The organism is Tistlia sp. (genome assembly GCF_040905785.1).
GTDB lineage: Bacteria > Pseudomonadota > Alphaproteobacteria > Kiloniellales > DSM-21159 > Tistlia.
Genome location: NZ_JBBDQW010000072.1, coordinates 24,758 through 50,529, shown reverse-complemented (window position 1 = coordinate 50,529; position 25,772 = coordinate 24,758). Strand labels below are relative to the sequence as shown.

Below are 25,772 nucleotides of genomic sequence, written 5' to 3'. Positions count from 1 at the left end.
GGAGGCGCCGATGCCGACCCTCGACATCCCGCTGCCCGAGGCCCTGACCAAGGCCCTGGAGGCGCCGAAGTGCGCCGACCTCAGCCTGCCCAAGGCGAACTTCCCGGAGCTGCGGCTGCCGACCGGCGGCACCATCAAGGGCATCGCCGACATCACCAAGGGCGTGCCCAGCGACTGCTCGATGAACGTCTCGCTGGCGCTCCAGGTGGCGCCGATCATGGCGAGCATGGAGTGCCTGCTGAAGGTGCTGAAGTTCCTCGGCGTGCTGATCAGCACCTTCAAGGACCTGAGCTCCGGCGATCCCTTCGCCATTCCCCCCGGGCTGCTCAAGATCGCCGAAGCTGGCGAGGAGGTCGCCAAGTGCATCGGCATGGTGATCTCGCCGGCGATTCCCTTCGGCCAGTTCATCAAGGACCTGCTCCTGATGATCGCGAAGATGCTGCGGTGCCTGCTGCAGTCCCTGAAAAGCATCGTCGAGCTGCTCGACGGCCTGGAGCTGGAGCTCGCCTCGGCGGCCCAGAACGGCAACGACGCCCTGGCCGCGCAGCTCGAGTGCGCCAAGGAGAACGCGATGCTCGCCGCCGAGGGCGCCATGCAGTCCATCGACCCCATCGCCACCATCCTGGCGCTCGCCGGGCCCTTCCTCGAGCTGATGCCCGGCGCGCCGACGATCCAGCTGCCGCAGCTCGCATCGGACGGGTCGCTGGACAGCATGAAGGAGGCGATCACGAGCCTGGAGCAGGTCGTGCTGACCATCGAGGGCATCGCCGAGGGGATCCCGCTATGAGCACAGCCCTATTCGCGCCGCGCCCGGAGCCGCGCGCCTTCCTCGGCCGGGGCCTCGCCTTCCCGCTGACCGTGACGCCGCAGGGCCGGCTCGCCGCGGCCTCCGGCGAGGCCAAGGTCGAGCAGTCGATCTGGCTGCTGCTGGCGACGGCGCTCGGCGAGCGCACCATGCGGCCGGACCTCGGCTGCGCCGCCCACAACGAGCTGTTCGGGCCGGCGAGCAGCGCCACCATCGTGCGCATCGTCGACCAGGTGCGGCGCTGCCTGACGGAACAGGAGCCGCGGATCTCCGTGCTCGAGGTCACGGCCGAGCCGGCGACGAGCGACCAGAACGCGCTGCTGGTGCGCATCGACTACCGGCTGCGCAGCAACAACGCCATGACCAGCCTGGTCTACCCCTTCTTCATCCGCGAGGGGGTGTAGGCCATGCCGCTCTCCGACCACATCCCAAGGCTCGACGACCGCCGCTTCGAAGACCTGGTGGCCGAGGCCCGCGCCCGCATCCCGCAGTACACGCCGGAGTGGACCGACTACAATCCGGGCGACGCCGGCTTCGCCTTGATCGAGCTCTTCGCCTGGCTGAGCGAGCTCCTGGTCTACCGCATGGGGCGGGTGCCGGAGCTCAACTACCTCAAGTTCCTGGAGCTGGTCGGCATCGAGCTGACGCCGGCGCGGCCTGCCCAGACGGTGCTGGTCTTCCCGGTCAAGCCCGGCTTCGCCGGCAGCAGCGTGACAGTGCCCGCGCGCACGCCGGTCGCCGCCGCAGAGCCGGACGAGCAGGGCCCGATCCTGTTCGAGACCGAGCGCGTCCTGACCGCCCTGAAGGCCCAGCTCGACGCCCTGCAGGTGTTCGACGGCTACGCCTACGCCGACGTCTCGGCCGCCAATGCGGACCTCGCCACCAGCTTCCAGCCCTTCGGCCCGCTGGCCCGGGCGGAGACCGCGCTGCTGCTGGGCTTTTCCGGCGACTCCGCCCTGCCGCCGTCGGTCGAGCTGTCGCTGGCCTTCTGGCCGCCGAGCGACCGCCCGGTACCGCCGCCGGCGCCCTGCGGGGGGGGCGTGGTCCCGGTGGCCGCGCCGGCACGTCTCGCCTGGGAGTTCTGGGCCGGCAGCGAGTGGCGTCCGCTGACGCTGCTGTCCGACGACACGCTGGCGCTGACCCGCTCCGGGTTGGTGCGCCTGCGCACGCCGCCGCCGGGCCAGGCGACGCCGGCCAAGCTGGGCAAGAAGCAGGACAAGGCCCGCTTCTGGCTGCGCGCGCGGCTCGAGCAGGCGGCCTACGAGGTGCCGCCGGCCCTGCTCGGCGTCCGTGCCAACGCGGTGCGGGCGCTGCAGGCGCAGTCGGTGGCGCGCGAGGTGCTGGGCGGCAGCGAGGGTACGCCGTCCCAGGTCTTCCGCCTCGCCAACGCCCCGGTGCTGGCGGGGACGCTGGCGCTCGAAGTCGACGAGACCGGCAGCTTCGAGGCCTGGCGGGAGGTCGAGGACTTCTTCGGCTCCGGCCCGGACGACCGCCACTACCTCCTCAACCGCACGACCGGCGAAATCCGCTTCGGCGACGGCAGGCGCGGGCGGGTGCCGGTCGCCAACCTGGCCGCGCCCCAGTCCAACGTCGTCGCCGCCTTCTACCGCTTCGGCGGCGGCACGCGCGGCAACCTGGGCGCCGGCCTGGTCGCCACCCTGATGCGCTCCCTGCCTGGCATCGACGTCGGCAAGGTGACGAACCCGCTGCCCGCCGAGGGCGGCACCGAGGAGGAGAGCCTGGAGGCGGCGGCGGGACGGGCCCCGGTCGCGCTCAAGGCGCGCGACCGGGCCGTGACGGCCGAGGACTTCGAGATGCTGGCGCGGCAGGCCGGCCCCGTCCGCCGGGCCCACACGCTGCCGCTCGCCCATCCGCATTTCCCGGGGATCGACGTGCCCGGCGTCGTCACCCTGCTGATCGTGCCGGACGCGCCGGGTCCGGCGCCGAGCCCCAGCGAGGCGCTGGCCCAGACGGTCTGCGCGCACCTCGACAGGCGGCGCCTTCTGACGACCGAGCTCTACGTCATCGGCCCGTCCTACCTGGGCGTCGAGGTGCGGCTGGAGGTCGTCGCGGCGGCGGATGCGGACGCCGCGGTCCTGACCCTCGACATCGAGGCGGCCGTCGCGACCTATCTGCACCCGCTGACGGGCGGCGCCGACGGGCAGGGCTGGCCGTTCGGCGGCACGCTCTTCTACGGCGAGCTCTATCGCCGCGCGCTGCTGGCGGGGGTCGAACGCTTGCCCGAGCTGGTCGTCAGCCTGGAGGGCGTCGAGCAGGCGCCCTGCCAGGACGTGCCGCTGCCCCGGGGCGCCCTGCTCCGGGTCGACGGGGTGAGCGTCTCCGTGCGCTCGGCCGAAGAGCTGGAGACGGTGTCATGACCGCCGCCGCCTACCTGCCGCCGCCGCCGCGCCCGCCCCACGACCCGCTCTGGCTGAGCCTCGGTCCGCGCACCGGCTGGCGGCTCGCACCCGGGCCGATGGCGACGCTGCCGGACATCGAGATCGAGCCGGCGAGCGGCGCGCTCGTGCTGCCCGCCCTGCCCGGCACGGCGCGCAGCCTCGCCGAGCCCTCGGGCAGCCTGGGCGGTCTGCTGCTGCCCGGCACCATGACGCTGGACGGCCACGGCAACCTCTGGCTGCTCGCCCGCAAAAGAAGGCGGCTCCGCCTGTTCGACCGCTGCGCCTGCCGCTTCCGCGACGCGCCCTGCGCCGGGCTGGCGCTGGTCGATCCGCGGGGCATCGCCGCGGACCGTGGACGCCTCTACGTCGCCGACGCCGGACCGCCGGGTCGCCTGCTGGTGCTGGACGCCCGCGCGCTGGCGCTTCGCGCCCTCTGGTCGCCGCCGGCCGGCGCCACGGCCCAGCCGTGGCAGCCGACGGCGCTCGCGCTCCGGGGCGGCACGCTCTGGGTCGCCGACGCCGCGAACGGCGCGCTGCCTCGCTTTGCGCCCTGGGGCGGCTGGCGCGGCGCCCTGGCGGGTGCAGGCACGGTCTCGCGCCTCGCCGTCGACTGCGACGGCCGGCTCTATGCGGTGGTACCGGGCCGCGACACGATCGACCTGCGCGACGGTGATGGCCGGCTGCTCGACCAGCCGAGCCGGCCCGGCGAAGTGGCGGAGCATTTTCCCGCCCTGTCCCATTGCGTCGCCCGCGACGGCGCGGTCGACCTGACGGGTCTCTGCCCCGGAGCGGGCTGGTTCGACCTCGAGGGCGAGCCCCTGGCGAGCCCGCCCGACAGCGCTCCCGCCCACGTCACGAGCGCGGCGGCCCTGTCCCTGGCGCTCGACAGCCGCATCGCCCGCTGCCAGTGGCACCGGATCGTGGTCGAGGCCGCGCTGCCGCGGCACGCGGCCCTCCGGCTGGAGTCGACGACGGCGGAAACCGAGCTGCCCGACAGCGTGGTGGCGGGCCTGCCCGACAGCGCCTGGAGCGCGCTGCCGCTGACGCCGGGTGCCTCCGAGGCGCTGATCCTGAGCCCGCCCGGCCGCTATCTCTGGCTGCGCCTGACGCTGACGGGCGACGGCACGGCGACGCCTTCCGTGACCGGTCTCGCCGTCGAGTATCCGCGGATCAGCCTGCGCCGCTACCTGCCGGCCGCCTTCGGCGCGGACCCGCAGTCGGCCGGCTTCCTGGACCGCTTCCTCGGGATCTTCGACCGGGGCCTGCGCGACCTCGAGCTGGCGCTCGACGATCAGGCCGCGCTGTTCGACCCGCGCTCGACCCCCGCCGGCGCGGACCGGGACATGCTGGGCTGGCTGGCAACCTGGATCGGCGTCACGCTGGACAAGCGCTGGCCGGAGGCGCGGCGCCGCCGCCTGGTGCGCGCGGCCGCCCGCCTCTTCGCTTGCCGCGGCACCTGGCCGGGCCTGCGCGGCACGCTGCTGCTCTGGCTCGGCTGGGACAGCCTGGAGGGGTTGACCCATCCGCCGGCGCACTGCGCGCCCGCCTGCGCCCCGCCGGAACGCTGCCCGCCGCTGCCGCTCCTCGTGCTCGAGCACTGGAAGCTGCGGCGCTGGCTGTTCCTCGGCGCCGGCCGGCTGGGCGACGCCGCCGAGCTGTGGGGCGCCCGGATCCTCGGCCGCAGCCAGCTCGACGGGACCGCGCAGGCGGGCGCGACCCGGCTCGACGCCGTGCGCGACCCGCTGCGCGACCCTTTCCACAGGGACGCCCACCGTTTCAGCCTCTTCGTCCCGGCCCACGCCGTGGCGACGCCCCAGGCGCGCGGCGCCCTCAGGCGCCTGCTCGCCGAGAACATCCCGGCGCACGTCGAGGCCCGGATCGTGCCGGTCGCCCCGCGCATGCGCATCGGGATCCAGGCCAGCCTCGGCTTCGACAGCGTCGTCGGCTGCTGGCCCCCGAGCCTGGCCGGCGAGGGCTTCGCGCTCGGGGCGGTCGAGCTGGGCCGGGCCAGCGTCCTGCCCGGCGCCGCCGGTCCCGGCGGGCTGCCGCCGCGGCTCGGCCGGGACAGCCGCCTGCGCCCCGGAACCCCGCGTTCCTCCCACCCACCCGGTGAGGCCTTGCCATGACCGACCATGCAGCCCGTCACGCCGCCTGCGGCTGCCAAGAGCAGTGCGAGCCCCACAGCCTGACCCGCAACAGCTACTTCACCGGGAAGCTGCTGGTCGAGCGCGACTTCACCGACGAGCAGCACTACTTCCGGGAAAAGATCCGGCTGCACCACCAGCGGCTCCACGGGGTCGGGGTCGTCTGCGGGCTCAAGCTGGTCCAGCACCCCAACCCCGCCTGTCGCGACCGCCTGTTCGTGCTGCAGCCGGGCAGCGCGATCGACTGCTGCGGCCACGAGATCCTGGTCGTCGAGCCGGAGATCATCGAGCTCGCCGCCTTCCCCGAGGTCGAGGCGCTGATCCAGGCCGCCGCCGAGGATCCCGAGGCGGAGCCGGAGTCCCACACCCTCCAGGTCTGCATCCTCTACCGCGAATGCCCGACCGAGGAGGTGCCGGTCCTGTTCGACGAGTGCGGCTGCGACGAGACGCAGTGCGCGCCCAACCGCGTCCTGGAGTCCTACGCGCTCGACATCCGGCTCGACCCGCCGCCGCCGGCCTTTGACCCCGGCGCGGCGGCGATCAAATGGGCGACCACCCTGGCCATCGCGCATGCGCAGCTGGTCGCCGTCGATCCCGCGCTCGGCCGGCTGTTCGTCGCGACCGGCGACGACGGCGGCACGCTCTACCAGCTCAGCCTCGCCAATCACGCGCTTGAGGCGAGCGCCGCCCTCGCCGGCCGCGCGACCGGACTGGCCGTGGCGCCCGACGGCAGCGCGGTTTACATCGCCACGGTCGATGCCGCGACACCCGCCGACCCGGCGCGGCTGGCGGTGTTCGAGCCCGACGGTGCGGGCGGCATCGCCGCCGGCGCCGTCCGCGAGGACGCCGTCCCCGGCACCGGCGGCAGCCCGCTCGACCTGCTCGCGCTCGACGACGGCCGCCTCGTCGCCCTGGCCGGCGCGACCGGCGCGCTGCGCCTCTGGGCCCCGGGCGTGGCCGACCCGGCGGCCCCGGACGACAGCCACGACCTGGGCGCCGCCCGCCAACTGCTGGGGACGGGCAGCGGCGGCACGCTCTATGCGGGCGCGCCGGGCGGCAACGAGCTCTTCTCTCTCGACCTGGCCACCGCTGGGCTGCCGGAGACGGCGATCGCCGGGCTGCCGGCGGCGGTAGCGCTGGCCGGCGGCGCGGTCGTCCGCTCGACGGGCCCGGACCGGCTGCTGCTCCTCGACGAGGCGGCCGAGGCCGCGCTGCTGTTCGACCCGGTGGCGGCAAGCCTGCTCGGCAGCGCCGGCTTGGCCCACGCGCCGGTCGCGGCGGCCGTGGCGGCGGGCGGCAACTGGGCGATCCTGCTGGTCGCGGACGGCGACGCGCGCTTCGTCCAGGGGCTCTCGCTGACGCCGCTGGCGATCGGGGGCACAGGCAGCCCGACGGCGCCCGTCGAGGTCGGCGACAACGCCGGGCAGGTCGTGCTGGCCGGTGCCGCCGGCCGCGCCTACGTCCCCTACGTCGGGGACCTGGCGGTCGCCAGCGCCGGCGGCGTCGCGGTGCTCGACGTCGAGCAGACGGACTGCGCCGCCGCCCTGCTCGGGGGCGAATGCCCCGGCTGCGTCACCGCCGACTGCGTCGTGCTGGCGACCATCGAGAACTGGCGGCCGGGATTCAGCCTTGAGGACCGGCCGCCGGGCGCGCCCGATCCGGCGGCCGACCTCGCCGCCGAGATCGCGCGCCTGAACAACGACCTGGGCCGCCTCCACCTGCCCAGCACCCAGGCCATCGCCAACGCCCTGCTGTGCCTGATGGAAGGCGGCCTCGGCGGAGGCGGCACGCAAGGGCCGCCGGGCCCGCAGGGCCCTCAGGGGCCGGCCGGCCCGGCCGGCGAGGGCTCGGAAGGTCCCGAGGGACCGCAAGGGCCTGTGGGTCCGCAGGGTCCCGCCGGACCGCAAGGGCCCGCAGGGCCTGGCGGCGACCTCGACCCCACCCTCGCCCACGTCTGCACGATCAGCTGGCGGCATCGCGGCCAGATCTCCCTCGGCGAGGTCCTGGAGCGCGGGCTGGTGATCGGCTTCGACCGGCCGGTGCGGCGCGAGGACATCGACGACTTCAGCCTCGAGGTCCAGGTCCGCACGCCGGACGAGGAGAACCGGCTGCTCTGCTGGTGCAACTGGGAATCCGAGGTGATCGAGGGCCTGCGCTTCCGCGAGCCCTGCAACCCCGACGCCGGGTTCGAGGCGACGGGCGACCCCCTGGTCGACGGCGTGCGCTGGCGCGCCGCCGGGATACCGCCGCGCCTGAGGGAGCGGGGCGCGAGCCTGCGCGTGCTGCTTCACGGCGACCTGATCGCCGACGACGAGGGCCGCGGGCTCGACGGCAACCACCTGCCGCCGTGGCTGCCGGACCGCCGGTCGGGCGACGGCATCGAGGGCGGACTGTTCGAGAGCTGGTTCGTGGTCGCCCTGGAGGGCTGAGGCGCGCAGGCGCGGCTCCTGAAGGAGACGGATGATGAGCGACAATCACACGGTCGGCAGGCATGCCGGAGGCAGCGTCCGCTGGGCCAGCCGCCCGGTCGCGAAGACGAAAGGCTACGGTCCCGACCCGGGCTGCCAGCCCTGCCCGGACTGCGGCGGCCTGGAGTGCCTGTGCAGGCCGCGCTTCTTCGCTGGCCAGCTGCTCACCGAGCAGGACCTGAACCGGCTCGACCACTACATCGTCGAGAAGCACAAGCTGCACAACCGCCACCTCTTCGGCTCCGGCGTCGTCTGCGGCCTGGTGGTGACCTGCGCGCCCTGCGACGAGCTGGTCAACGTCAGCCCCGGCTATGCCCTTTCGCCCTGCGGCGAGGACATCGTCGTCTGCAAGCCCGACAGCGTCGACATCTGCGAGCTGATCGCCCGCTGCCGCGAGATCGCGGAGCCCGACTGCCGTCCCTATGCCGGGCGCGACGCCTGCGACGACGTCGAGGAAGAGTGGATCCTGGCGATCCGCTACCTGGAAACGCCGTCCCGGCCGCAGACCCCGCTCGTCGGCCCGGCAACCTGCGCCTGCGGGTCCGGCGGCTGCAAGGGCAAGGGCTGCGCCTGCGGTGGCGGCTGCGGCTGCTCCGGCACCGGGGGCTCGAACGGCCACGGGCCGACGGCGACGACGACGACGCAGCCGCGGCTGCGCCGCGGCGCGCCGCCGACCTGCGAGCCGACCGTGACCTGCGAAAGCTACCGCTACGAGGTCTTCCGCAAGCCCGAGGAGGAGCCGCGCGACCCGCAGGGACGCGACCCCAACGGCAACAGCGGCCCGGCCCAGGTCATCCTAGGCAGCCTCGCCGGCTTCTTCGAGGGGCTGGAGGGCGAGATGGCGGCGCGCATCGCCTGCTGCCTGCGCGACCTCGAGAAGACGCTGCCGCGCCCGCCCGGCAACTTCGGCGCCATGACGGCCGCCGACCGCCAGGCCTGGTTCCGCTGGTGCTGCGCGGTCCGGGCAAGCCTGTCGGGCTACTACGCCCGCATCGGCGGCACCGATTGCGAGGCGATGGAAAAGCTGGCCGCCGTGCCCTGCCCCAATCCCGACCTGCCGCTCGACGCCTTCAGAAGCGGCCTGCAGCAGTCGATCCTGGCGATGCTGGGCGTGGCGCTGGAGGCCATGCTGCACTGCATCTGCAGCAACATCCTGCCGCCCTGTCCAGCGCCGGGCGACCCGCGCGTCCCTTTGGCCTCCGTGACCGTGCGCAAGCGCGACTGCCACATCGTCAAGGTCTGCAACTGGACGCCGCTGCGCGGCCATGTCGTCACTTTCCCGACCCTGGGCTACTGGCTCGGCTGGATTCCGCTGCGCCGTATCCTGCGCGACTTCATGGAGCAGCTCTGCTGCCAGGCCCTCGACTTCGGCCGCTTCGATCGGGACCCCGCCGAACCGGGTCTCGCGGCGGGCCAGCCGCAGCCGTTCGGGCTCTTCGCGGTGGGCGCGGCAGAAGGCCCGGGCGAGGGCGCGCGCGAGGCGGGAGGAACCGGCGGAAACCTGTTCGAGCAACCGGCCGGACTGGCCTGGAACTTCAAGCCGCTCGCCGACCCGCTGCTCGCCAAGGCCTTCGCGCAGCAGCTGTCGCGGCCCGAAAGCGCGGGCGGTGAGACCCTGACCCAGGGCGACCTATTCGATCTGGTGTTCCGTCGGCCGGCCTTCGCCAAGGCCGAGGGACTGGAGCCGGAGGAGGAGGCGAAGCTGACCGCCCGGCTCGCCGGCAGCGGCCTGATGAAGACGCTGGCGGACCTCGCCCGCAGCTCCGGCGGACTGCTGCCGGGCGGCCTCGGCCTGGAAACGGCGATTACCGGCCGGCCGACCGCCGGCGGCGAGGTCGCCGAGCTGAGGTACGCCCTCGACGCCCAGGCCAAGGAGATCGCGGCGCTGAAGGCGCGGCTCGACGCCGGCGACGGCGCGCCGAAGCCGACCGGCGGCACCCGGGGCGCCGCCAAGCGCAAGCGCTGAGACCGCAAGCGGAGCCAGGAAGGAAGAGCAAGATGGCCAGCCGACTCGAGCGTCCGAGCTTCTTCGAGGGCCAGTACCTGGGCGCCGCCGACCTCGCGGCCCTGGTCACCTACGCCCGGGACCTGGGGCGCGAGCACGCCCTGGCCGCCCACACCTGGGGAATCGCCATTGGGCTGGAGCTGGTCGAGGTGCCGGCCGAGACCGGCGGCGCGGTCGACCTCTTCGTCATGCCCGGCTTCGCCTGGGACGGCTACGGCCGCGCCATCGTCGTGCTGTCGCCGGCGCAGGTGCCGCTCGAGCGCTTCAGCGGCCTGCCGAGCGGCAACCAGCAGGTCTGGATACGCTATGACGAGACGCCCTTCCGGGGCCTGCGCGAGGGCTTCGAGAGCTGCGGCGTCGACGAGGCCTTCGCCCGCATCCGCGAGAGCTTCGCCCTCGAGGTCGGCCCCTTCGCACGCATCCGGGACCGCCAGGGCGGCCTCAGCCTCGCGGGCCAGGCGGTCGAGGACGCGCGGCTCGCGGCCCGTGCGCTCATCGAGGAGGCACCGCTGATGTGCGATGCCTCGGTGCCCTACCAGGAGTTCCCGCTCGACCGGGCGCGCTGGCTCGTCCCGCTCGGGGTCGGCAACTGGGTGGACGGGGCGCCCGGCCAGCTGCAGCCGCGCACGGCCGATGCACTGAAGCTCGGCCGCACCCTGCGCCAGCCGGCCGGCGCGGTCGCCGAGAGCCTGTTCGCCGCCGACGGCGTGATCCGCCTGCGCGACCGCTTCACCCAGTTCAAGCCGGGCGACGCCGCCGACACCCTGTGCCAGGCCGACAGGATCACGGTCGACGACCTGATCAACGAGCCGGACCGGGACGACTCGACCAAGACCACGGACCGGCTGGTCGGCCGGGAGCTGGTCTGGGTCGAGGGCAACCTGCGCGCGACCGGCCAGGTCCGCCTGTTCGGCACCAGGCTGGAGCTGCGCGACGCCGCCGGCGCCGAGGCCGCCGACGTGCCGCTCTATGCGCGCCGCGCCGTGAGCCCGAACAATCCGGCGGCCGGGCAGGACTTCCAGATCGTGATCGGCAGCACCAGCGACGGCAAGGACCGCCTTGCCGTCGGCCCGGCCGCCGACTACGGCGACCTCGAGGAGCGTTTCCTGGTCCGCACCGACGGCGTGCTGGCGGCCGGTCTCGACCTGCCGGACGACCTCAAGACGGACCACGTGCTGTTCAGCCGGGGCGAGGGCATCAACCTGGCGCTGGCCGTCGACGCCGACGCCACGGCCAAGATCGGCTTCCAGACCCTGCCAGCCCTCGCGGAGGCGGCCCACATCGCCTACGACGACAGCGCGAACCGGCTACGGGTGAGTGTCGGCGGCGACCTCGCCAACGCGACGACCTTCACCGCAACCGGGCACGTCGGCGTCCGCATGGAAGACCCGATCTCGCTCCATGCCGACGCCAACGACCTCGTCGTCCACAACCCCGGCGCCAACGTCGGGCTGACGCTGCTGTCCGAGGACACCGCCACGGCCAACATCCACTTCGCCGACGGCACGGCGGGGCCGGCCGAAAGTCGCGCCGGCTTCCTGCGCTACGCCCACGCCAACGACCGGCTGCACCTGGGAACCGGCAACGCGGTGCGCGCGACTCTCAACGCCCAGGGCGACCTCGGCCTCGGCACCGAGAGTCCCGCCGCCCGCCTCGACATCCGCGAGAGCGGCTCCGGCCGGGCATTGAAGCTGGACGCCGGTGCGCTGCGCGCCGAGGACGGCGGCGCCGCGGCCCGCCTGGAGCTTCAGGCCAACGGCGGCGGGCTGCGTGTGCACGGCTCGACCGCGGCCTCCAGCCGGGTGGCGGTCACCAGCGACGGACGGCTCGGCCTCGGCACCGATGCCCCCGCCGCCTCCCTCCACGTCGCCAAGAGCCAGCCCGAGCTGTCCCTGGACGTGACCGGCGGCGGCGGCTCCGCGCGCATCGAGTTCGCGGTCGCCTCGGCCGTGCGCTCGACCATCACATACGACGTCGCCAGCCAGCGAACGCTCCTCGCCAACGCCGGGGCCGTCGGCGTCACCCTGCGCGAGGACCGGGTCGGCATCAACATGGGCGCGGCCTCGCCGACCACGCACCTGCACGTGCGCGGCACCATCGGCGGCAACGCCGGCGACCCCGACAGCCATGTCGCGCTGGTCGAGAACCTGGCCGGCGCCAACGCCGACGTCCTGGCGCTCCGCATCGCCGGCGGCGTCGCCGGGGGCTCCAACAACTTCATCACCTTCTTCGACTCGACGGGGGCGGTCGGACGGATCGAGCAGAGCACGACCGTCGGCAGCAATCCCGGGACCGGCGGCAACTTCCTGAGGCTGCTCTCGGGCGGCGCCGATTTCGCCGAAGCCCTGCCGCGCGCCGAGGCCGCCGACGGCATCGGGCCGGGCCGCCTCGTCGGGGTCAAGGGCGGGTGGGTCTCCCTGGTCACGGAAGGCGCCGACGCCCTGCTGGTCACCACCGACCGCGCCGTGGTCGTCGGCAACGTGCCGATGAGCGGCGAGAGCGGCAGCGAGACGGTCGCCCTGGTCGGGCAGGTCCGGCTCCGCGTGCCGGGCGGCGTCCGATCCGGCGACTTCATCCTGCCCTCGGGCCGCAACGACGGCGAGGGACGCGCGGTGCCGCCTGCGGACCTCGTCCCGGCCCTCGCCGGGCAGGTCGTCGGCCGCGCCTGGGAGGACCGCTCGGCCGACGATCCCGAGCCGGTGACGGTCGCGGTCGGGATCCAGGGAGCCGACGCGCTCGCCGCCCTGAGCAGGGCGCTTGCGACCCAGGAAGAGAGGATCTCCAGGCTGAGCGAAACCCTGCAGTCCTTGGCGGCCGGGCTCGCCGCGCCGGAGGGATAGCTGCCGTGACCGTGCCCCAGCTCGCGATCCGCCGCCTGCACCTGATCCTGGAGGTCGATCCGGGCGAGACCGGCCGCCGGGCGCAGGAGGCGGAGACGGCCCTGCGGGCGCGCCTGGCCGACCGCCTCGCCGCCCACCTCCCGGGAGAGGGCGAGGAGGACGCGTCGGTCCTGTTGATCCGCCGCCTGGCCGTCGAGCTGACTCATCCCGCCGCGGCGCCGCTGGACCTGCTCGCCGAGCGCTTGGCCGAAGCCATCGCCGCCGGCGTCGCCGCGGCCGGCTCCGCGCAGTCCGGCGTGCTGCGGTTTCCCGATCGGGCGGCCCATGCGGCCGCCTTCATCGGCGCCCTGCTCGAGGGATCGGCCTGGGACCGCTGGTGGTTCCGCGGCTTCTCAGGGCTGCGCGCGTTGCCGCCGGGCGCCGCCGTCCGGACGCTTCTGTCGCGCGACTGGCAGAGCGCGCCAAGGGTGCTCGCCGCCTGTCCTCCGCCGCAGCGCGCGCGGCTCTGGAGGGTGCTGGCGCCGGAGGAGGCCGCCACCATCCTCACGGCCCTGGCCGCCGGCCCCGGCGGAGCGCCCGGCGAGGCCGTCTGGAGCGCCATGGCACGGGCCCTGCTCGACAGCGGCGACCTGCCCGACCCGGTCGCGGCGCTGGCCGCCGTCGTCGAGGCCGCAGCCGCACCCGGAACCGAGGGAATCGCCTGGCTGGTCCCCATCGCCCGCCGCGCGGCCGAGCTGCGGCCCCTGCTATTGGACGACCTTCCCGGGGCGGAGACGCCGACACCGGACGGGCGCGACGGCGGCGGCCGCTCCACCGCGCCGCCGGACGCCCGCCTGCGCCTGCCGGCGCCGCTGCTGGAGGCACTGCGGCTGGCCCGAGCCGCCGAGGGCGAGCGGGCCGTCCCGGCCGAAGGCTGGCGCGCCTCGCCGCTGCTCGGCTTCGCGCTGCTGCTGCCGGCGCTGCACGAGCTGCCGCTCGAGACGGCGGTCCAGGACTGGCCGAGGCCCGAGACGGCGGAGGGCGCCGGGCCGCCGGCCGCCGAGCTCGTCCGGCTGCTGATCCTGGCTGCCGCCGCCGGCGCGGAAGCGGCGCTCTGGCGCGACCCGCTGTGGCGTGACCTCTATCGCCTGCCCGGCGTCTTCGACGCGCCGGCCATCGCGGCCTGGTCCGCCGCGATCCCCGCCCCGGCTTGGCGCGGCCTGCCCGGCCAGGTCGCGGTTGCGGGCGAACCGGCCCCGCTGGGCCTGCCCCGGTCCCTTGTGCCAGGCGGCGCCGCACGGGCGGCCCTCGGACGCCTCGCCGGGCAGCTGATGCTGGGGCTCGCCCAGGGCCTTCCGGGCTTCGCCGGCGCCTCCCCCGCCTTCCTGCGCGGCAACCTGCTCGGGGCCGGCGGCAGCGCGCTGCTCGGCCGAGAGGCGATCCGCATCCGCCTGAACCGGCCGCCCCTCGACGTGCTGCTCGGCATGAGCGGGCTGGCCGAGCGGGAGGTCCGCCTCGACGACGGCCGCCGGCTGGTCCTGGAGCGCTGGCCATGAGCGGCAGCCTGCAGGCTCCCGTCTTCGCATCGGCCCTGGCGGCGCTGGACGTGCTGATCGCCGGTGAGCTGCAGCGGCTGCGCGCGCGCTACGCGCTGTCGCTCGACGAGTTCCGCGGCCTCTACGTCTCCGACGCCCTGGTCGACGCCCTGCTCGCGCAAAGCGGCGCGGGGCCGGCGGCGCCGCTGCCGCGCCTGACGGCGCCCCTGATCGCGCCGGTCGCGGAGCGGGGCCGCGCGCTCGGGCTCTGCCCGCTCGGCTGCGCGCTGCTGGTGCTGGCGCTGGCGCCGGAGCTCGACGCCCGCTACCCGACGCTCTTCGCCTACCTGAACGACGACGTGACACGGCGCTGGCCGACGCTCGATCTGGCCTGTCGGCTGCTCGTCGCGCCCGGCGACGCCGCCGGCAGCGCACGCCTGCGGACCGTGCTTTCGCCGGCGCTGCCGCTGGCGGCCGGCGGCCTGGTCGCCGAGGGCCTGCTGCTGCCGAGCGAGCCGGACGAGCCGGCGCGCCCGCTGCTGCTGCGCGGCTGGCGCGGCTCGCCCTCGCTCCTGCACCACCTGCTCCGGCTGCCGGGCCTGCCCGCGCCCGGGCTCGCCTGGCTGCCCGATCCGCCGGACGAGGGTGACCGGCGGCCCTCCCCGGAAGGGCTCCCGCCAGACCCGCCGGCGGTGCTCGTCAGCGGGCCGCCGGGCAGCGGCCGGCGAGCGGAGGCGGCCCGCTGGGCGGCCGGGCTCGGCCTGCGCGCGCTGCTCTACGACCCGCCGACGGTCGAGGCGGACGGGCCCCCGCCACCGGAGGCTCTGCGCGAGGCGGCGCTGGCGGCGCGGCTCGAAGGGGCCGTCCTGGTCCTCGACCTCGGCAACGTGCGGCCCGCCCCGCTGCGCGGCCTCGACCTCGGCGTGGCGGTCGCCCTGCTCGTCCAGGAGGCCGGCGGCTGGCCCGCGGCCCTGGCACCTCGCCTGGTGCAGCAGCGGCAGTGCCACCTGCCGGGCGTGCAGGCGCGCTCCGACTCCTGGCGGAGGTCGCTCGCGGCCCTGGGTCACAAGGCCTCGCCGAAAGCGGTAGGCGCGGTCGCCGGGCGCTTCGCGCTCGGCGAGGCGGCGATCGCCCGAGCGGCGCGCCGCCTCGGCCTGGAGGGCGAGACGGCCAGGGTCGACGCGCCGGCCCTGATCGCGGCCGCACGTGCGGAGACCACCGCCGACCTTGCCGGCCTGGCCCGGCCGGTGGTCACCTCGGCCGGCTGGGAAGAACTGGTGCTGCCCGCCGGCGCGCTCGCCCAGCTCAAGGACTTCGCCGCGGCGATCTCGGCACGCGGCCAGGTCTTCGACCTCTGGGGCTTCGGCGGCGTCGGCCGGGGCGTCGGCCAGGGCCTCGCCGCGCTCTTCTCCGGCGGCTCCGGCACCGGCAAGACCATGAGCGCCGCGGTCGTCGCCGCCGAGGTCGGCCTGGATCTCTGGCGCATCGACCTCGCCTCGACGGTCAGCAAGTACATCGGCGAGACCGAGAAGAACCTGGAGCGGCTGTTCTCCGCCGCCGGCGCCGCCAACGCCATCCTCTTCTTCGACGAGGCGGACGCCCTGTTCGGCAAGCGCAGCGAGGTCAAGGACAGCCACGACCGCTACGCCAACATCGAGATCGCCTATCTGCTGCAACGCCTGGAGGATCACGACGGCATCGTGATCCTGGCGACCAACCTCAGCCGCAACCTGGATACGGCCTTCCTGCGCCGCCTGCCCTTCGTCATCGAGTTCCCCATGCCGGACACGGCCGCGCGCGCGAAGCTCTGGCGCAAGGCGATCCCGGCGCAGGCACCGCTCTGCCCGACGGTCGAGTTCCGGGAGCTGGCGCAGCGCTTCGAGCTGAGCGGCGGCGACATCCGGACCGCCGCCCTGGAGGCCGCCTTCCTGGCGGCGGCCCGCGGCAGTCCCATCGATCCGGAGGTGCTCGATACGGCGATCCGCCGGCAGCTCATGAAGCGGGGGCAACTGCCCGGCACCCCGGCTCGGCGCCACGCCAACGGTCAGGCCGCGCCGCCGGCCCCGGCAGCCGCTGGCCGCGCGCGCGGGGCGGGACCGGGGGCGGCGTCGAGCAACGGAGCCGGGCCGTGAGCCGGCCGGCGCGGGAGCCGGCGGCCAAGGCCGCGGCGGCCGAACCGGCGGGACGGCAGGAGCGTGCCACGGCGCGGCCGGAGCCCTCGACTGGCGGCCTGCCCGGCAACCAGCTGCTGCAGGCGGCGGCAGGCGGCGGCTCGCCGCTCGACGCTCCGACGAGACGGCAGGGCGAGGCCCGCCTGGGCGTCGATCTTTCGGGGGTCCGGCTGCACCGCGGCGCGGCCGCCGACCGGGTGACCGCCGGCCTCGGCGCCCGCGCGCTCTCCCGCGGCGACAGCATCCTGCTCGGCGGCGCCGCCGACCGCGACGACCTCGGCGACGAGCAGCTGCACGTCGCCCAGGAGCGCCCCCTCGGTCGGCGCGACGAGCGCCCGCTCAGCACCGGCGGCGATGCGGCCGAGCAGGAGGCGGTGCGCTGGGCCGACGACCTGTGGCGGCCCGGGCCGGTGCTGCCGCTCGCGCAGGCGCCGCGCGCCGCCGTCAGCCGGGAGGACGGGCCCGCTGCGCCCGAACCTGGCTGGAGCTTCGATCCCTATGCCGAGGACGTCGTCGGCCTCGGCAACCACGACCTTGTGCTGCGCACGCTCGCGGTCCGGCAGTGGCTGGCCAACCACAGCCTCGTGGAGCTCGACTACGAGGCGCACCTGATCCTGCGCGACCGGCTCGACCTGGAGCGCGACTTCCGCATCGAGCTGGGCCACCTCTGGCTGGAGGAGATCGAGCAGGGCGCGACCCTGTCCCTGGTCCGCCTGATGCAGGGCGCCAACGGCGCCCTCGACATCGTCGCGGTCAGCAACCCCGATCTCATCAACGGCACGGCGCAGGACCTGGGCGGCGAGCCGATCATGAGCACGGCCCAGTTCGAGGCCTACCTGACCCGCAACGGCATCGGACGGGTCCGCCTGGAGGACTACCTGGCCGAGGTCGCCCGGGTCCAGTTCGGCGCCTCGGAGGACTTCGTCCCCGGCCAGCCCGGCAGCGACCGGCCGCCGAGCGGCACCGCCTTCTCCCGCTTCGACACCGGCGACCCGCGCACCTTGCCCCCCGGCGAGGACGCCGCCGCCGAGCTGGCGCGGCTCTATGGCATCTCCGGTGCCAACGCCTATGCCAGCCCGCGCGACGTCGCCCTGACCCGCGCCTTCGGCAACCAGAGCCCGGCAGGCCGCCAGGGCGCGATCTCCGAGGCCTACTTCGGCACCGGCCCGGACGCGCTCTACGGCTTCGGCGTCATCGATCAGAACGTGCGGACGCCGAGCCACCCGCGCACCGACTTCCAGCTGCTGTTCGGCGACCAGTTCGACCTTTCGGTGAAGTCGCGCGTGCCCGGCACCGCAGCCTCCCAGAGCGGCAGCCTGACGCAGCAGTATCACAACTACCTGGAGGGCCACGCCCGCCTGCTCGGCGCCGATCCCGGCTACAGGGGCTTCGACCAGTTCATGGCGACCTCGGCGCGGGGGCGGACCGCGGCCGAGGTGCGCGCCCAGTCCGCCCTGGTCGTCGACGCGAGCGACTTCGAGGGCTACCGCGGCCTCCTCGCCGATCCGCTGTCGAGCAGCGGCGGCGCCTCCGACCTGCCCAACTATCAGCGCAGCGCCGTCACCCGGATCTACGACGGCGTCCTGCAGGACCGGCCGATCGACGTCGGCGACGGTGGCCCTAGCCTGCGCACCATCGCCGACCTGGACGCCGCGCTACAGTCTGGCCGGATCGGCATCATGCAGCACACCGCCCTGCTGAACGGCGTCAGCGCCGAGGCGGCTGCCCAGGTCAGACCGAACATCGGCTTCGGCACACCGCAGAGCCAGGCCTTCCACGACGCCTTCGGCGGCCTGCACCCGGGCCTGCGGCCCGAGGCGCCGCCGGCGCCGGCGCAGCGCTTCAGCGCCAGCCGGCGCACGGGCACCGCGCGCGCCGGCTCCGCCAGCCGTCTCGACCAGTTCAGCAGCTACCTGCGCAACCAGTCGGAGATGTTCGGCGAAGGCGGCCGCCTCCTGCACGTCGATCCAGCCGACGTGCCGGCCTACCAGGCACTGCTGCGCGACCCCTTCGCGCGCGAGCCGACCGCCGGCGGCGGCGCCTCGCCGCGGCGCAACTACCAGCGCGCCGACCTGACCCGCGTCTACGACGGGCTGCTGGCCGCCACGCCGGTCCGCTCGGCTGCCGGAGAGGAGTTCCGCAGCGTCGCCGCGCTCGACCAGGCGCTCGAGCAGGGCCGTCTGACGACGCGCGAGCACTACCAGCTGGTCGACCGCGTCGGGCGCATGGCGGCGCGCACCGTCGCGCCCGACGTGCCGACCCCGACGACGGCGGCCGAGGCTCGCGCGCGCGCCGACTACGACAGCGCCCGCGCCCGCGCCAACGACTACATCCGGCGCGTCGCCTCGCCCGAGTACATGCATTCGGTCGGCCAGGGCGGCGGCCTGCGCGGCGACCTCCACGCCATGCGCACCTACGGCGGCCGGGGCGGTCTCCTCGGCGTCGCGATGGGCGGCGGCATGGAGGCCTGGAACAGCCGCGAACAGGGGTTCGGGAACCTGGAGACCTGGGAGCGCATCGGCGGCGCCGCCGGGCGCGAAGGCCTGCGCAGCGGCCTCAGCTCCTCGCTGGAGACGGCGGCGGCCTCTCGCACCAGCGCCTACCTGCTGCGCGAGGGGCTGGAGGTCTCGGCCGCCCGCTCGCTGGCGATGCGCGGCGCCTCCCGGGCGGTGCCCGGCGGCGTGGTCGACATAGGCTTCGAGGGCTACAGCATCCTGACCGAGGACCGGGAGCATTCGGCGGGCGAGGTCTCCTACCGGATGGGCCGCTCCTTCGTCATCGGCGGCGCCTCGGCGGCGGCCGGCTCCGCCATGGGCGCCGCTGCGGCCGGGGCGGTGGCCGGATCGGTGGTGCCGGGCGTCGGCACTGCCATCGGCTTCGTCGTCGGGCTGATCGGCGGCGCCCTGGTCGGCTGGGCGCTGAGCGAAACGATCCCGCGCTACGACGAGCTCGGCGGCGGCCCGGCCCGCGACAGCTCCGGCAACCGGGTCATGTTCCGCAGCGAGTACGACCGCTACCTCGCAGAGGGGCGCTGCCTGCCGAGTCACCACCAAAGGATCCACGTCATCGAGGATCCCTTCGACTTCGCCCAACGCCCCTCGCTCCTGCCGCTGCTGCCGGCCGCGCAGGCCGCACCGTCCGACCCGCGCGCGCACGCCGCGCCGCAGCCGCCGAGCTGGCAACAGACCAGCCCCGCGGATCTGGCCGCGATCCAGGCCTGGATCGAGGCCAGCGGGCCGACGACGGCCGGACCCTGAGGCGAAGGCGGCGATGTCCCCGTCCCGGCGCCAGACGCCCCTGCCGAAGCCCGACCTCCGCAAGACCGCCTCGGCGCCTGTCCCCGGCGCCCCGCCGCACCGCCCGCCACCGCCGGGGGTCGGCAACCAGGCGATGATCCGGCTGATGACGGAGCCGGGTGCGGCGCGCGACGCCCCGGCGGAGCGGCAGGCCGAGGAGGTTGCCCGCAGGGCGACGAGCCTCTCCGACGAGGCCCTGTTCGAGTCGGCGCCCGCCGCGCCTGGCGGGGGATGGGCTGCCGGCGCGCCGGCGACGGCCGGCGCGCTCGCGGCGCTCCGCACCCGCGGGCCGCCGCACGACCCGGCGACGCGCGCCTACTTCGAGCAGCGCTTCGGGCAGGACTTCCGCGGCGTGCGGGTGCATGCCGACGGACGCGCGTCACAGGCCGTCAGGGACCTCTCGGCCCGCGCCTATACGGTCGGCAGCCACATCGCCTTCGCCGACGGACGGTATTCGCCCGCGAGCGGCGAGGGTCGCCGGCTTCTGGCGCACGAGCTGGCGCACGTCGTGCAGCAGGCCGGCGGCGCCCAGGCGATCCAGCGCGCACCGGACCCCGACCTCGAGGAGGAAGAGGAGGAGGCGCCCGCTCTTTCGGGGCCGCCGCAGCCCGGCCTGCCGCTGTTGTCGGACCCTCGGTTCCTCTGCGGCGGGGGGCCCTGCTGGGAGCCCGAAACCGATCCGTACCACAGCGCGCTCGAGGCTGGGCGGCAGGAAGAGCGGAAGCTGGAGGAAGCCCGTCTGGCTCACCAGGAGGAGACCCGGCACGACAACGCCTTGCTGCTGGCGCGGCGGCTCGAGGAGCACCGCTACGCCAAAAGCGTTATCCTGGAGCTGCTGGGCCAGGGCGGCCTGTTGCACATCGTCCGGCATTTCGGCTGCGACCTGCCGAGCTGGCACACCAGGCCGGAGACCTACCGCACCTGCGTCAGGACGGCCCTGCTGAAGTACGACACCCATTGGCGAGAAGCGCGCGGCCTCTATCAGGGCGCCCAGTACCAGACCCAGGAGCAGACCGGCAGGAGCAGCCGCTACGCCGAGGAGCGTCGGGCACGGGACGCCTTCGACGCGGCCTGGACCTCGGGCCTCGGCCACGTCACCGGATCCTTCCTGGGCGCCGTCGGCGCCCAGGTCGCCAGCCTCTTCACCGACGACCCCCGGAAGATCGCCGCCGCCGCCGCCTTCGGGGCGGGGCTCTCCAACACGGCGGGCAACCTCGCCCAGGCCACGGCCCTGCGGAACACCTATACGCCCGAGGTCGTCGGACCGGTCAATCCGGTCGGCGCCTGGCGCTATGCCGGACCAGCGCGAACGACCGCGCCCGGGCCGGGCGGCACCGTCGCGCCGGCCCCCCAAACCGTGCCGATGCCGAGGCCGGACGCGTCGTCGCCGGAACCGGCCGCGATACCGACTCTCCGGCCGCCCTCCACGCCGATGCGCAGGCCGCCGGGCGGCGGCGAGCGCGGGCCGATGGGCGCCACGGAGAACACGGTCCTGCCCTACCCGGTGTCGAGGCCGGCCGTCGAAGCCCTGCCGCGGTCCTCACCCCCGCTCGGCGGCGCCGCCTACTCGAGCGACCCTGCCTGGCAGCCGCCGGCCGGCGAGACGCGCCAGCGCGCCGCCACCGGGCCCTGGCTCGCCGAGCAGCTCGAAAAGGTTTCGGATCCCGCGCACCCCCTGCACGTCCTGACCGTGGAGGTCTCGGCCCCCGGCGGAGGAACCGCCCGCGACTGGCGCACCACCAGCTTCGAGACCAAGGCCGGCGAGACGCTGACCGGCCGCTACGCGGGCAGCGAGGAGGGCCCGACCGTTCAGGTCGGCCACCGCGACGCCTTCGCGTCGAGGGCGCCGGAAAAGTTCATGCTGGAGGATGCCGACTTCAACCAGCTGTCGGGCCAGGCGATCGAGAGCCGGGGCGCCTACAGCTACAAGGTGGCCGTGCTGGTCGGCCCGCCGGGCAAGGAGGTGCCGATCGAGCTGGGCACCCTGCTGCAGCTGGAGCGGCTCGGCCGCGTGCCTCTGGGCACCGCGCTCAACGCGCCGAAGATGAAGTGAAGGGCCGTCGCGCAGGCCGGATCAGCCGTGGCGGTCGCCCTCCCATGCCGGCTCCTCGGACAGGCGGAACATCTCGGGCGACAGGCCGGCGCGCTTGATCATGCGCCCCAGATGGCGCCGCTCGGTGCCGGCGGTGCGCGCCGCGGCGGAGACATTGCCGCGGGTCCGGCACAACAGCCACTCCAGATAGCGCCGCTCGAACTCCCGGAGGCAGCGCGCCTTGGCCCGCTTCAGGCCGCCGTCGTAGTCGCCTTCGTCGGAGGACGGCGCGGCCGCCTCCGGCCCGACCTCCTCGGCACCTCCCGCCCCGCGACCGTCGGCGACGGCCAGCGGCGCCGCCCGACCGATCCCTGCCAGCACGCCGAGCGGGAGGGCGTCGAGCCGCCCCTCCTCGGCCAGGATGGCGGCGCGGTGCATGACGTTCTCCAGCTCGCGGACGTTGCCGGGCCAGGAATGGGCCAGCAGCGTCCGGCGCAGGTCCGGCCCGAGCCGCGCCGGCAGGCGGCCGTACTGCCGGGCGAAACGGAGGAGGAAGTGTTCGGCGAGCAGCAGGACGTCGTCCTCGCGCGCCCGCAGCGGCGGCACCTCGACCGGCGCCACGTCCAGGCGGAACAGCAGGTCCTGTCGGAAGGTGCCGGCCTCGACCAGACAGCGCAGGTCGGCGTTGCTGGCGGCGACGATGCGCACGTCGGCCTGGACCGTCGCCTCGGCGCCGAGCGGGCGGTAGCGCCGGTCCTGCAGGAAGCGCAGCAGCGCGACCTGGGCCCGGCAGCTCAGCGCGTCGACCTCGTCGAGCAACAGGGTGCCGCCCTCTGCGAGCGCCACCATCCCCTTCTGCTGCGCCCTTGCGTCGGTGTAGGCACCGCGGCTGTGGCCGAACAGCTCGTTCTCAAGCAGGGAGTCCGGCAGGGCGCCGCAGTTGACCGGCACGAAGGGCCGCTCCCGCCGCCCGCTGAGATAGTGCAGGGCGCGCGCGACCAACTCCTTGCCGGTCCCGGTCTCCCCATAGATCAGGACCGGAACGTCGCAGACGGCGTAGCGGGCGACGAAGGCGAGGATCCGGCGGAAGGAGGGCGACGCCCCGACAATGCCCAGATCGCGAAAGAGTGACATCTCTGACAAGCCTGCACTCCCCCTGCCACCAGCCTGGTCCAACGTTCGGTGCGGCCGGAGTAAGAGGTGCCCCTCTCGGCGCCTCCAAAACCTCGTTCAATCCCCCAATTGCAGGGCGGCGCCTTCCCAAGGGCGCAGGCGACCCGCCGGACCGAAGCCCAGCCTCAGGACGAAATCTCGCGTCGCCGGTGCGGCGATGAAAGTCGTGACACCACTCAGTGTAGGAAATTCTAGCACCTCCCGGCGCGCGCGGCGCGCCAAAAAGTAGCCTGCAGGGGGCGGCGCGGCGCCACTTCCGGTAGCTGCCGTCTCCGGCCGGGCGTCGGCCATCGACAGGGCGGAAGCGCCCGCCGTAAGCTCGCCCCATGACCAAGCCCGCGATCACCGAGCCCTTCGAGAACCTGCACGACCAGATCCTCGACGCCGTCGGCGAGGAGGGGGTGGTCGCCGCGCCGGCGGACATGGCGCGTTACCTCGCCGAGGAGCGCGGCCGCTTCGTCGGCCGGGCCGCCTTCGTCGTGCGCCCGGCCAGCACGGCCGAGGTCGCCGAGGTCGTGAAGCTCTGCGCCGCGGCCGGCGTCGGCGTCGTGCCCCAGGGCGGCAACACCTCCCTGGTCGGCGGCTCGATCCCCTTCGAGGAGGGCGACGAGATCGTGCTGTCGCTGGAGCGCATGACCCGGATTCGCGAGCTCGATGCGGACAACTTCACGATCACGGTCGAGGCCGGCGTCATCCTGCAGCAGGTCCAGGAAGCCGCCGCCGCCGCCGACCGCCTGTTCCCCCTCAGCCTGGGCGCCGAGGGCTCCTGCCGGATCGGCGGCAACATCGCCAGCAACGCCGGCGGCGTCCAGGTCCTGCGCTACGGCAACATGCGCGACCTGGTGCTCGGCCTGGAGGTCGTGCTGCCCGACGGGCGAATCTGGGACGGTCTGCGGGCGCTGCGCAAGGACAACACCGGCTACGACCTGAAGCAGCTCTTCGTCGGCTCCGAGGGCACGCTGGGCGTCGTGACGGCGGCGGTGCTCAAGCTCTACGCCCGGCCCCGCGAGGTCGTCACCGCCTTCGTCGCCGTGCCCGACCCGGCGGCGGCCCTGGCCCTGCTCGGCCGCCTGCGCGCCGCCTCGGGCGAGAGCGTCACCTCCTTCGAGCTGATCCCGCGCCTGATCCTGGAGTTCGCGCTGCGCCACATCGAGGGCTGCCGCGACCCGCTGTCGGCGCCGCAGCCCTGGTACCTGCTGGTCGAGCTGTTCGGCGGCCGCGAGGACGGCGGCCTGCGCGAGGCGCTGGAGGAGGCGCTGGCGGCGGCCTACGAGGACGGCACGGTGCTCGACGCCGCCCTGGCCGAGAGCGAGACCCAGCGCCGCGCCTTCTGGCAGCTGCGCGAGAACCTGACCGAGGCGCAGAAGTTCGAGGGCGGCTCGATCAAGCACGATGTCTCGGTGCCGGTCTCGGCGGTGCCGGCCTTCCTGAAGGAAGCCGAGGCCAAGTGCCGCGAGCTGGTGCCAGGCTGCCGCCCGGTGCCCTTCGGCCACCTCGGCGACGGCAACATCCACTTCAATGTCAGCCAGCCCGAGGGCGGCGGCGCGGCCGAACGCGAGGCCTTCCTGGCCGGCTGGGACGCCATGAACCGCGCGGTCCACGACATCGTCCACCGCCACCGCGGCTCGATCTCGGCCGAGCACGGCATCGGCCGCCTCAAGCTGGCCGAGAACGCCCGCTTCAAGAGCCCGGTCGAGCTCGACCTGATGCGCGCGGTCAAGCAGGCGCTGGACCCACACGGGATCATGAACCGGGGCAAGGTGCTGTGACCGGCGCGCCGTCCCGGTCCAAGCCGCACCTTCTTCCCCTCGAGTCCCTCGGCTAGCGGGGCTTGATCGCGATGCCGCGATACTGGTGGGTGAATCACAAGCAGACGGCCACCCAGGAAGTCGAGGGACAGTACCTCTGGTCGCCCAAAACCAGCCGAGGTGGGACGAGGAACGAATTCTACAACAACATGCGGCGCGCCAGTCCGGGCGACCTGGTGATTTCCTACTCGGACCAGCACGTCCGACAGATCGGACGCGTGACGGAATTTGCCGTGACAGCCCCGAAGCCGAGAGAGTTCGGCAGCATCGGAGAAAACTGGAGCCAGGACGGTTGGTACCTGCCGGTCTACTGGACTCCCCTCCTTCCCGCAGTGCGCCCGCGAGACCTGATCGACGTGCTGCGACCGCTTCTGCCGACCGTCTATTCGCCCATCCGGCCCGCAACGGGGCTGGGGAACCAGGGCGCATACCTGGCGGAGATTTCCGAGGGCGTTTTCGACACGGTCGTCGCTGGAGCCTCCCTCGATCGCCAGGCTCTGGCGCGCGGCGGCGCGAACAGCCTCACATACCAGTCCGTCGTCGAAGGCCTCGACGATGCCGTCGAGGACCGGATCCGCCAGGACTCCGGATTGGACGAGACCATCAGGCAGAGCGTCGTACAGGCCCGCCGTGGCCAGGGGCGCTTCCGGGCCAACGTCGAAGCGCTCGAGCCCTTCTGCCGGGTGACGGGAATCACCAATCCCTCCTTGCTGATCGCGAGCCACATCAAGCCCTGGCGGGTCTGCGAGTCGGCGCACGAGCGGCTCGACGGGTTCAACGGCTTCCTGCTCACGCCCGATGTGGACCTGCTCTTCGACCGCGGCTTCATCAGCTTCGAGGACGACGGCGCAACGCGGGTTTCGAAGCGGGTCGACGAGTGGGATCTGCAGCGTCTCGGCTTGGACCAATTCATCGGGCGGGAGCGCGGCCTCGCGGAAGCCGCTGCCGCGTGGCAGATGACCAGCATGGCGTCTGCCCGGCGCTCCTACCTCGCCTATCATCGAAAGGAAGTCTTCATCGAGTGAGGAGGGCCGAACCGCAAGACTGAGCGGTCAAGCGGAGAGAGCGCGCGCAGACGGCAAGCCATGGCGAATACCGCCAACCGTAATTGAAACGG

The 25,772-nt window shown here is 74.3% G+C and carries 14 protein-coding genes; 13 read left to right on the top strand and 1 reads right to left on the bottom strand.

Annotated elements, in window-relative coordinates; translation table 11 throughout:
- The first annotated feature begins 10 nt into the window (after positions 1-10).
- The 11 genes from WD341_RS16255 to WD341_RS16205 are packed head-to-tail and all read left to right on the top strand — an operon-like array spanning position 11 to position 21,695.
- Positions 11-787, top strand: a complete 777-nt coding sequence (locus tag WD341_RS16255; RefSeq protein ID WP_368426527.1) for a hypothetical protein — start codon at positions 11-13, stop codon at positions 785-787.
- Positions 784-1,209 carry a GPW/gp25 family protein gene (locus WD341_RS16250; protein WP_368426526.1) on the top strand — a complete coding sequence of 142 codons (426 nt, stop codon included), beginning with the start codon at positions 784-786 and terminating at the stop codon, positions 1,207-1,209. Before WD341_RS16255 ends, WD341_RS16250 begins: the two co-directional genes overlap by 4 nt.
- Positions 1,210-1,212: 3 nt before the next feature.
- Positions 1,213-3,183 carry a putative baseplate assembly protein gene (locus tag WD341_RS16245; protein ID WP_368426525.1) on the top strand — a complete coding sequence of 657 codons (1,971 nt, stop codon included), beginning with the start codon at positions 1,213-1,215 and terminating at the stop codon, positions 3,181-3,183.
- Entirely contained in the window at positions 3,180-5,330 is a 2,151-nt protein-coding gene (locus WD341_RS16240) for a phage tail protein (protein WP_368426524.1), read from the top strand. Before WD341_RS16245 ends, WD341_RS16240 begins: the two co-directional genes overlap by 4 nt.
- The gene (locus WD341_RS16235) at positions 5,327-7,777 is read left to right on the top strand and encodes a hypothetical protein (RefSeq protein ID WP_368426523.1); all 2,451 of its coding nucleotides are present in this window, start codon (positions 5,327-5,329) and stop codon (positions 7,775-7,777) included. The genes WD341_RS16240 and WD341_RS16235 overlap by 4 nt, the downstream gene beginning before the upstream one ends.
- Before the next feature lie 34 nt (positions 7,778-7,811).
- Positions 7,812-9,782, top strand: a complete 1,971-nt coding sequence (locus WD341_RS16230) for a hypothetical protein (RefSeq protein WP_368426522.1) — start codon at positions 7,812-7,814, stop codon at positions 9,780-9,782.
- 32 nt (positions 9,783-9,814) lie between these two features.
- Positions 9,815-12,661 carry a hypothetical protein gene (locus WD341_RS16225; RefSeq protein WP_368426521.1) on the top strand — a complete coding sequence of 949 codons (2,847 nt, stop codon included), beginning with the start codon at positions 9,815-9,817 and terminating at the stop codon, positions 12,659-12,661.
- A 5-nt stretch (positions 12,662-12,666) separates the two neighbouring features.
- Positions 12,667-14,196 (top strand): hypothetical protein, encoded by a 1,530-nt coding sequence (locus WD341_RS16220; protein ID WP_368426520.1) that lies wholly within the window; start codon positions 12,667-12,669, stop codon positions 14,194-14,196.
- Positions 14,193-16,307, top strand: a complete 2,115-nt coding sequence (locus WD341_RS16215; protein WP_368426519.1) for an ATP-binding protein — start codon at positions 14,193-14,195, stop codon at positions 16,305-16,307. The genes WD341_RS16220 and WD341_RS16215 overlap by 4 nt, the downstream gene beginning before the upstream one ends.
- The gene (locus WD341_RS16210) at positions 16,304-19,603 is read left to right on the top strand and encodes a DUF4157 domain-containing protein (RefSeq protein ID WP_368426518.1); all 3,300 of its coding nucleotides are present in this window, start codon (positions 16,304-16,306) and stop codon (positions 19,601-19,603) included. The genes WD341_RS16215 and WD341_RS16210 overlap by 4 nt, the downstream gene beginning before the upstream one ends.
- Before the next feature lie 13 nt (positions 19,604-19,616).
- Positions 19,617-21,695: a DUF4157 domain-containing protein gene (locus WD341_RS16205; RefSeq protein WP_368426517.1), complete on the top strand. Its 2,079-nt coding sequence runs from the start codon at positions 19,617-19,619 to the stop codon at positions 21,693-21,695.
- Between the two features lie 21 nt (positions 21,696-21,716).
- On the opposite strand, the gene WD341_RS16200 is transcribed toward WD341_RS16205, so the two are convergent.
- Entirely contained in the window at positions 21,717-22,808 is a 1,092-nt protein-coding gene (locus WD341_RS16200; protein ID WP_368426516.1) for a sigma 54-interacting transcriptional regulator, read from the bottom strand.
- Between the two features lie 365 nt (positions 22,809-23,173).
- Between WD341_RS16200 and WD341_RS16195 the strand changes: the two genes are divergently transcribed.
- Together WD341_RS16195 and WD341_RS16190 are read left to right on the top strand one after the other, a co-directional pair.
- Complete coding sequence (locus tag WD341_RS16195; protein ID WP_368426515.1) at positions 23,174-24,616, top strand: FAD-binding oxidoreductase; 1,443 nt, start codon at positions 23,174-23,176, stop codon at positions 24,614-24,616.
- 89 nt (positions 24,617-24,705) lie between these two features.
- Complete coding sequence (locus WD341_RS16190; protein WP_368426514.1) at positions 24,706-25,680, top strand: HNH endonuclease; 975 nt, start codon at positions 24,706-24,708, stop codon at positions 25,678-25,680.
- The last annotated feature ends 92 nt before the right edge of the window (positions 25,681-25,772 follow it).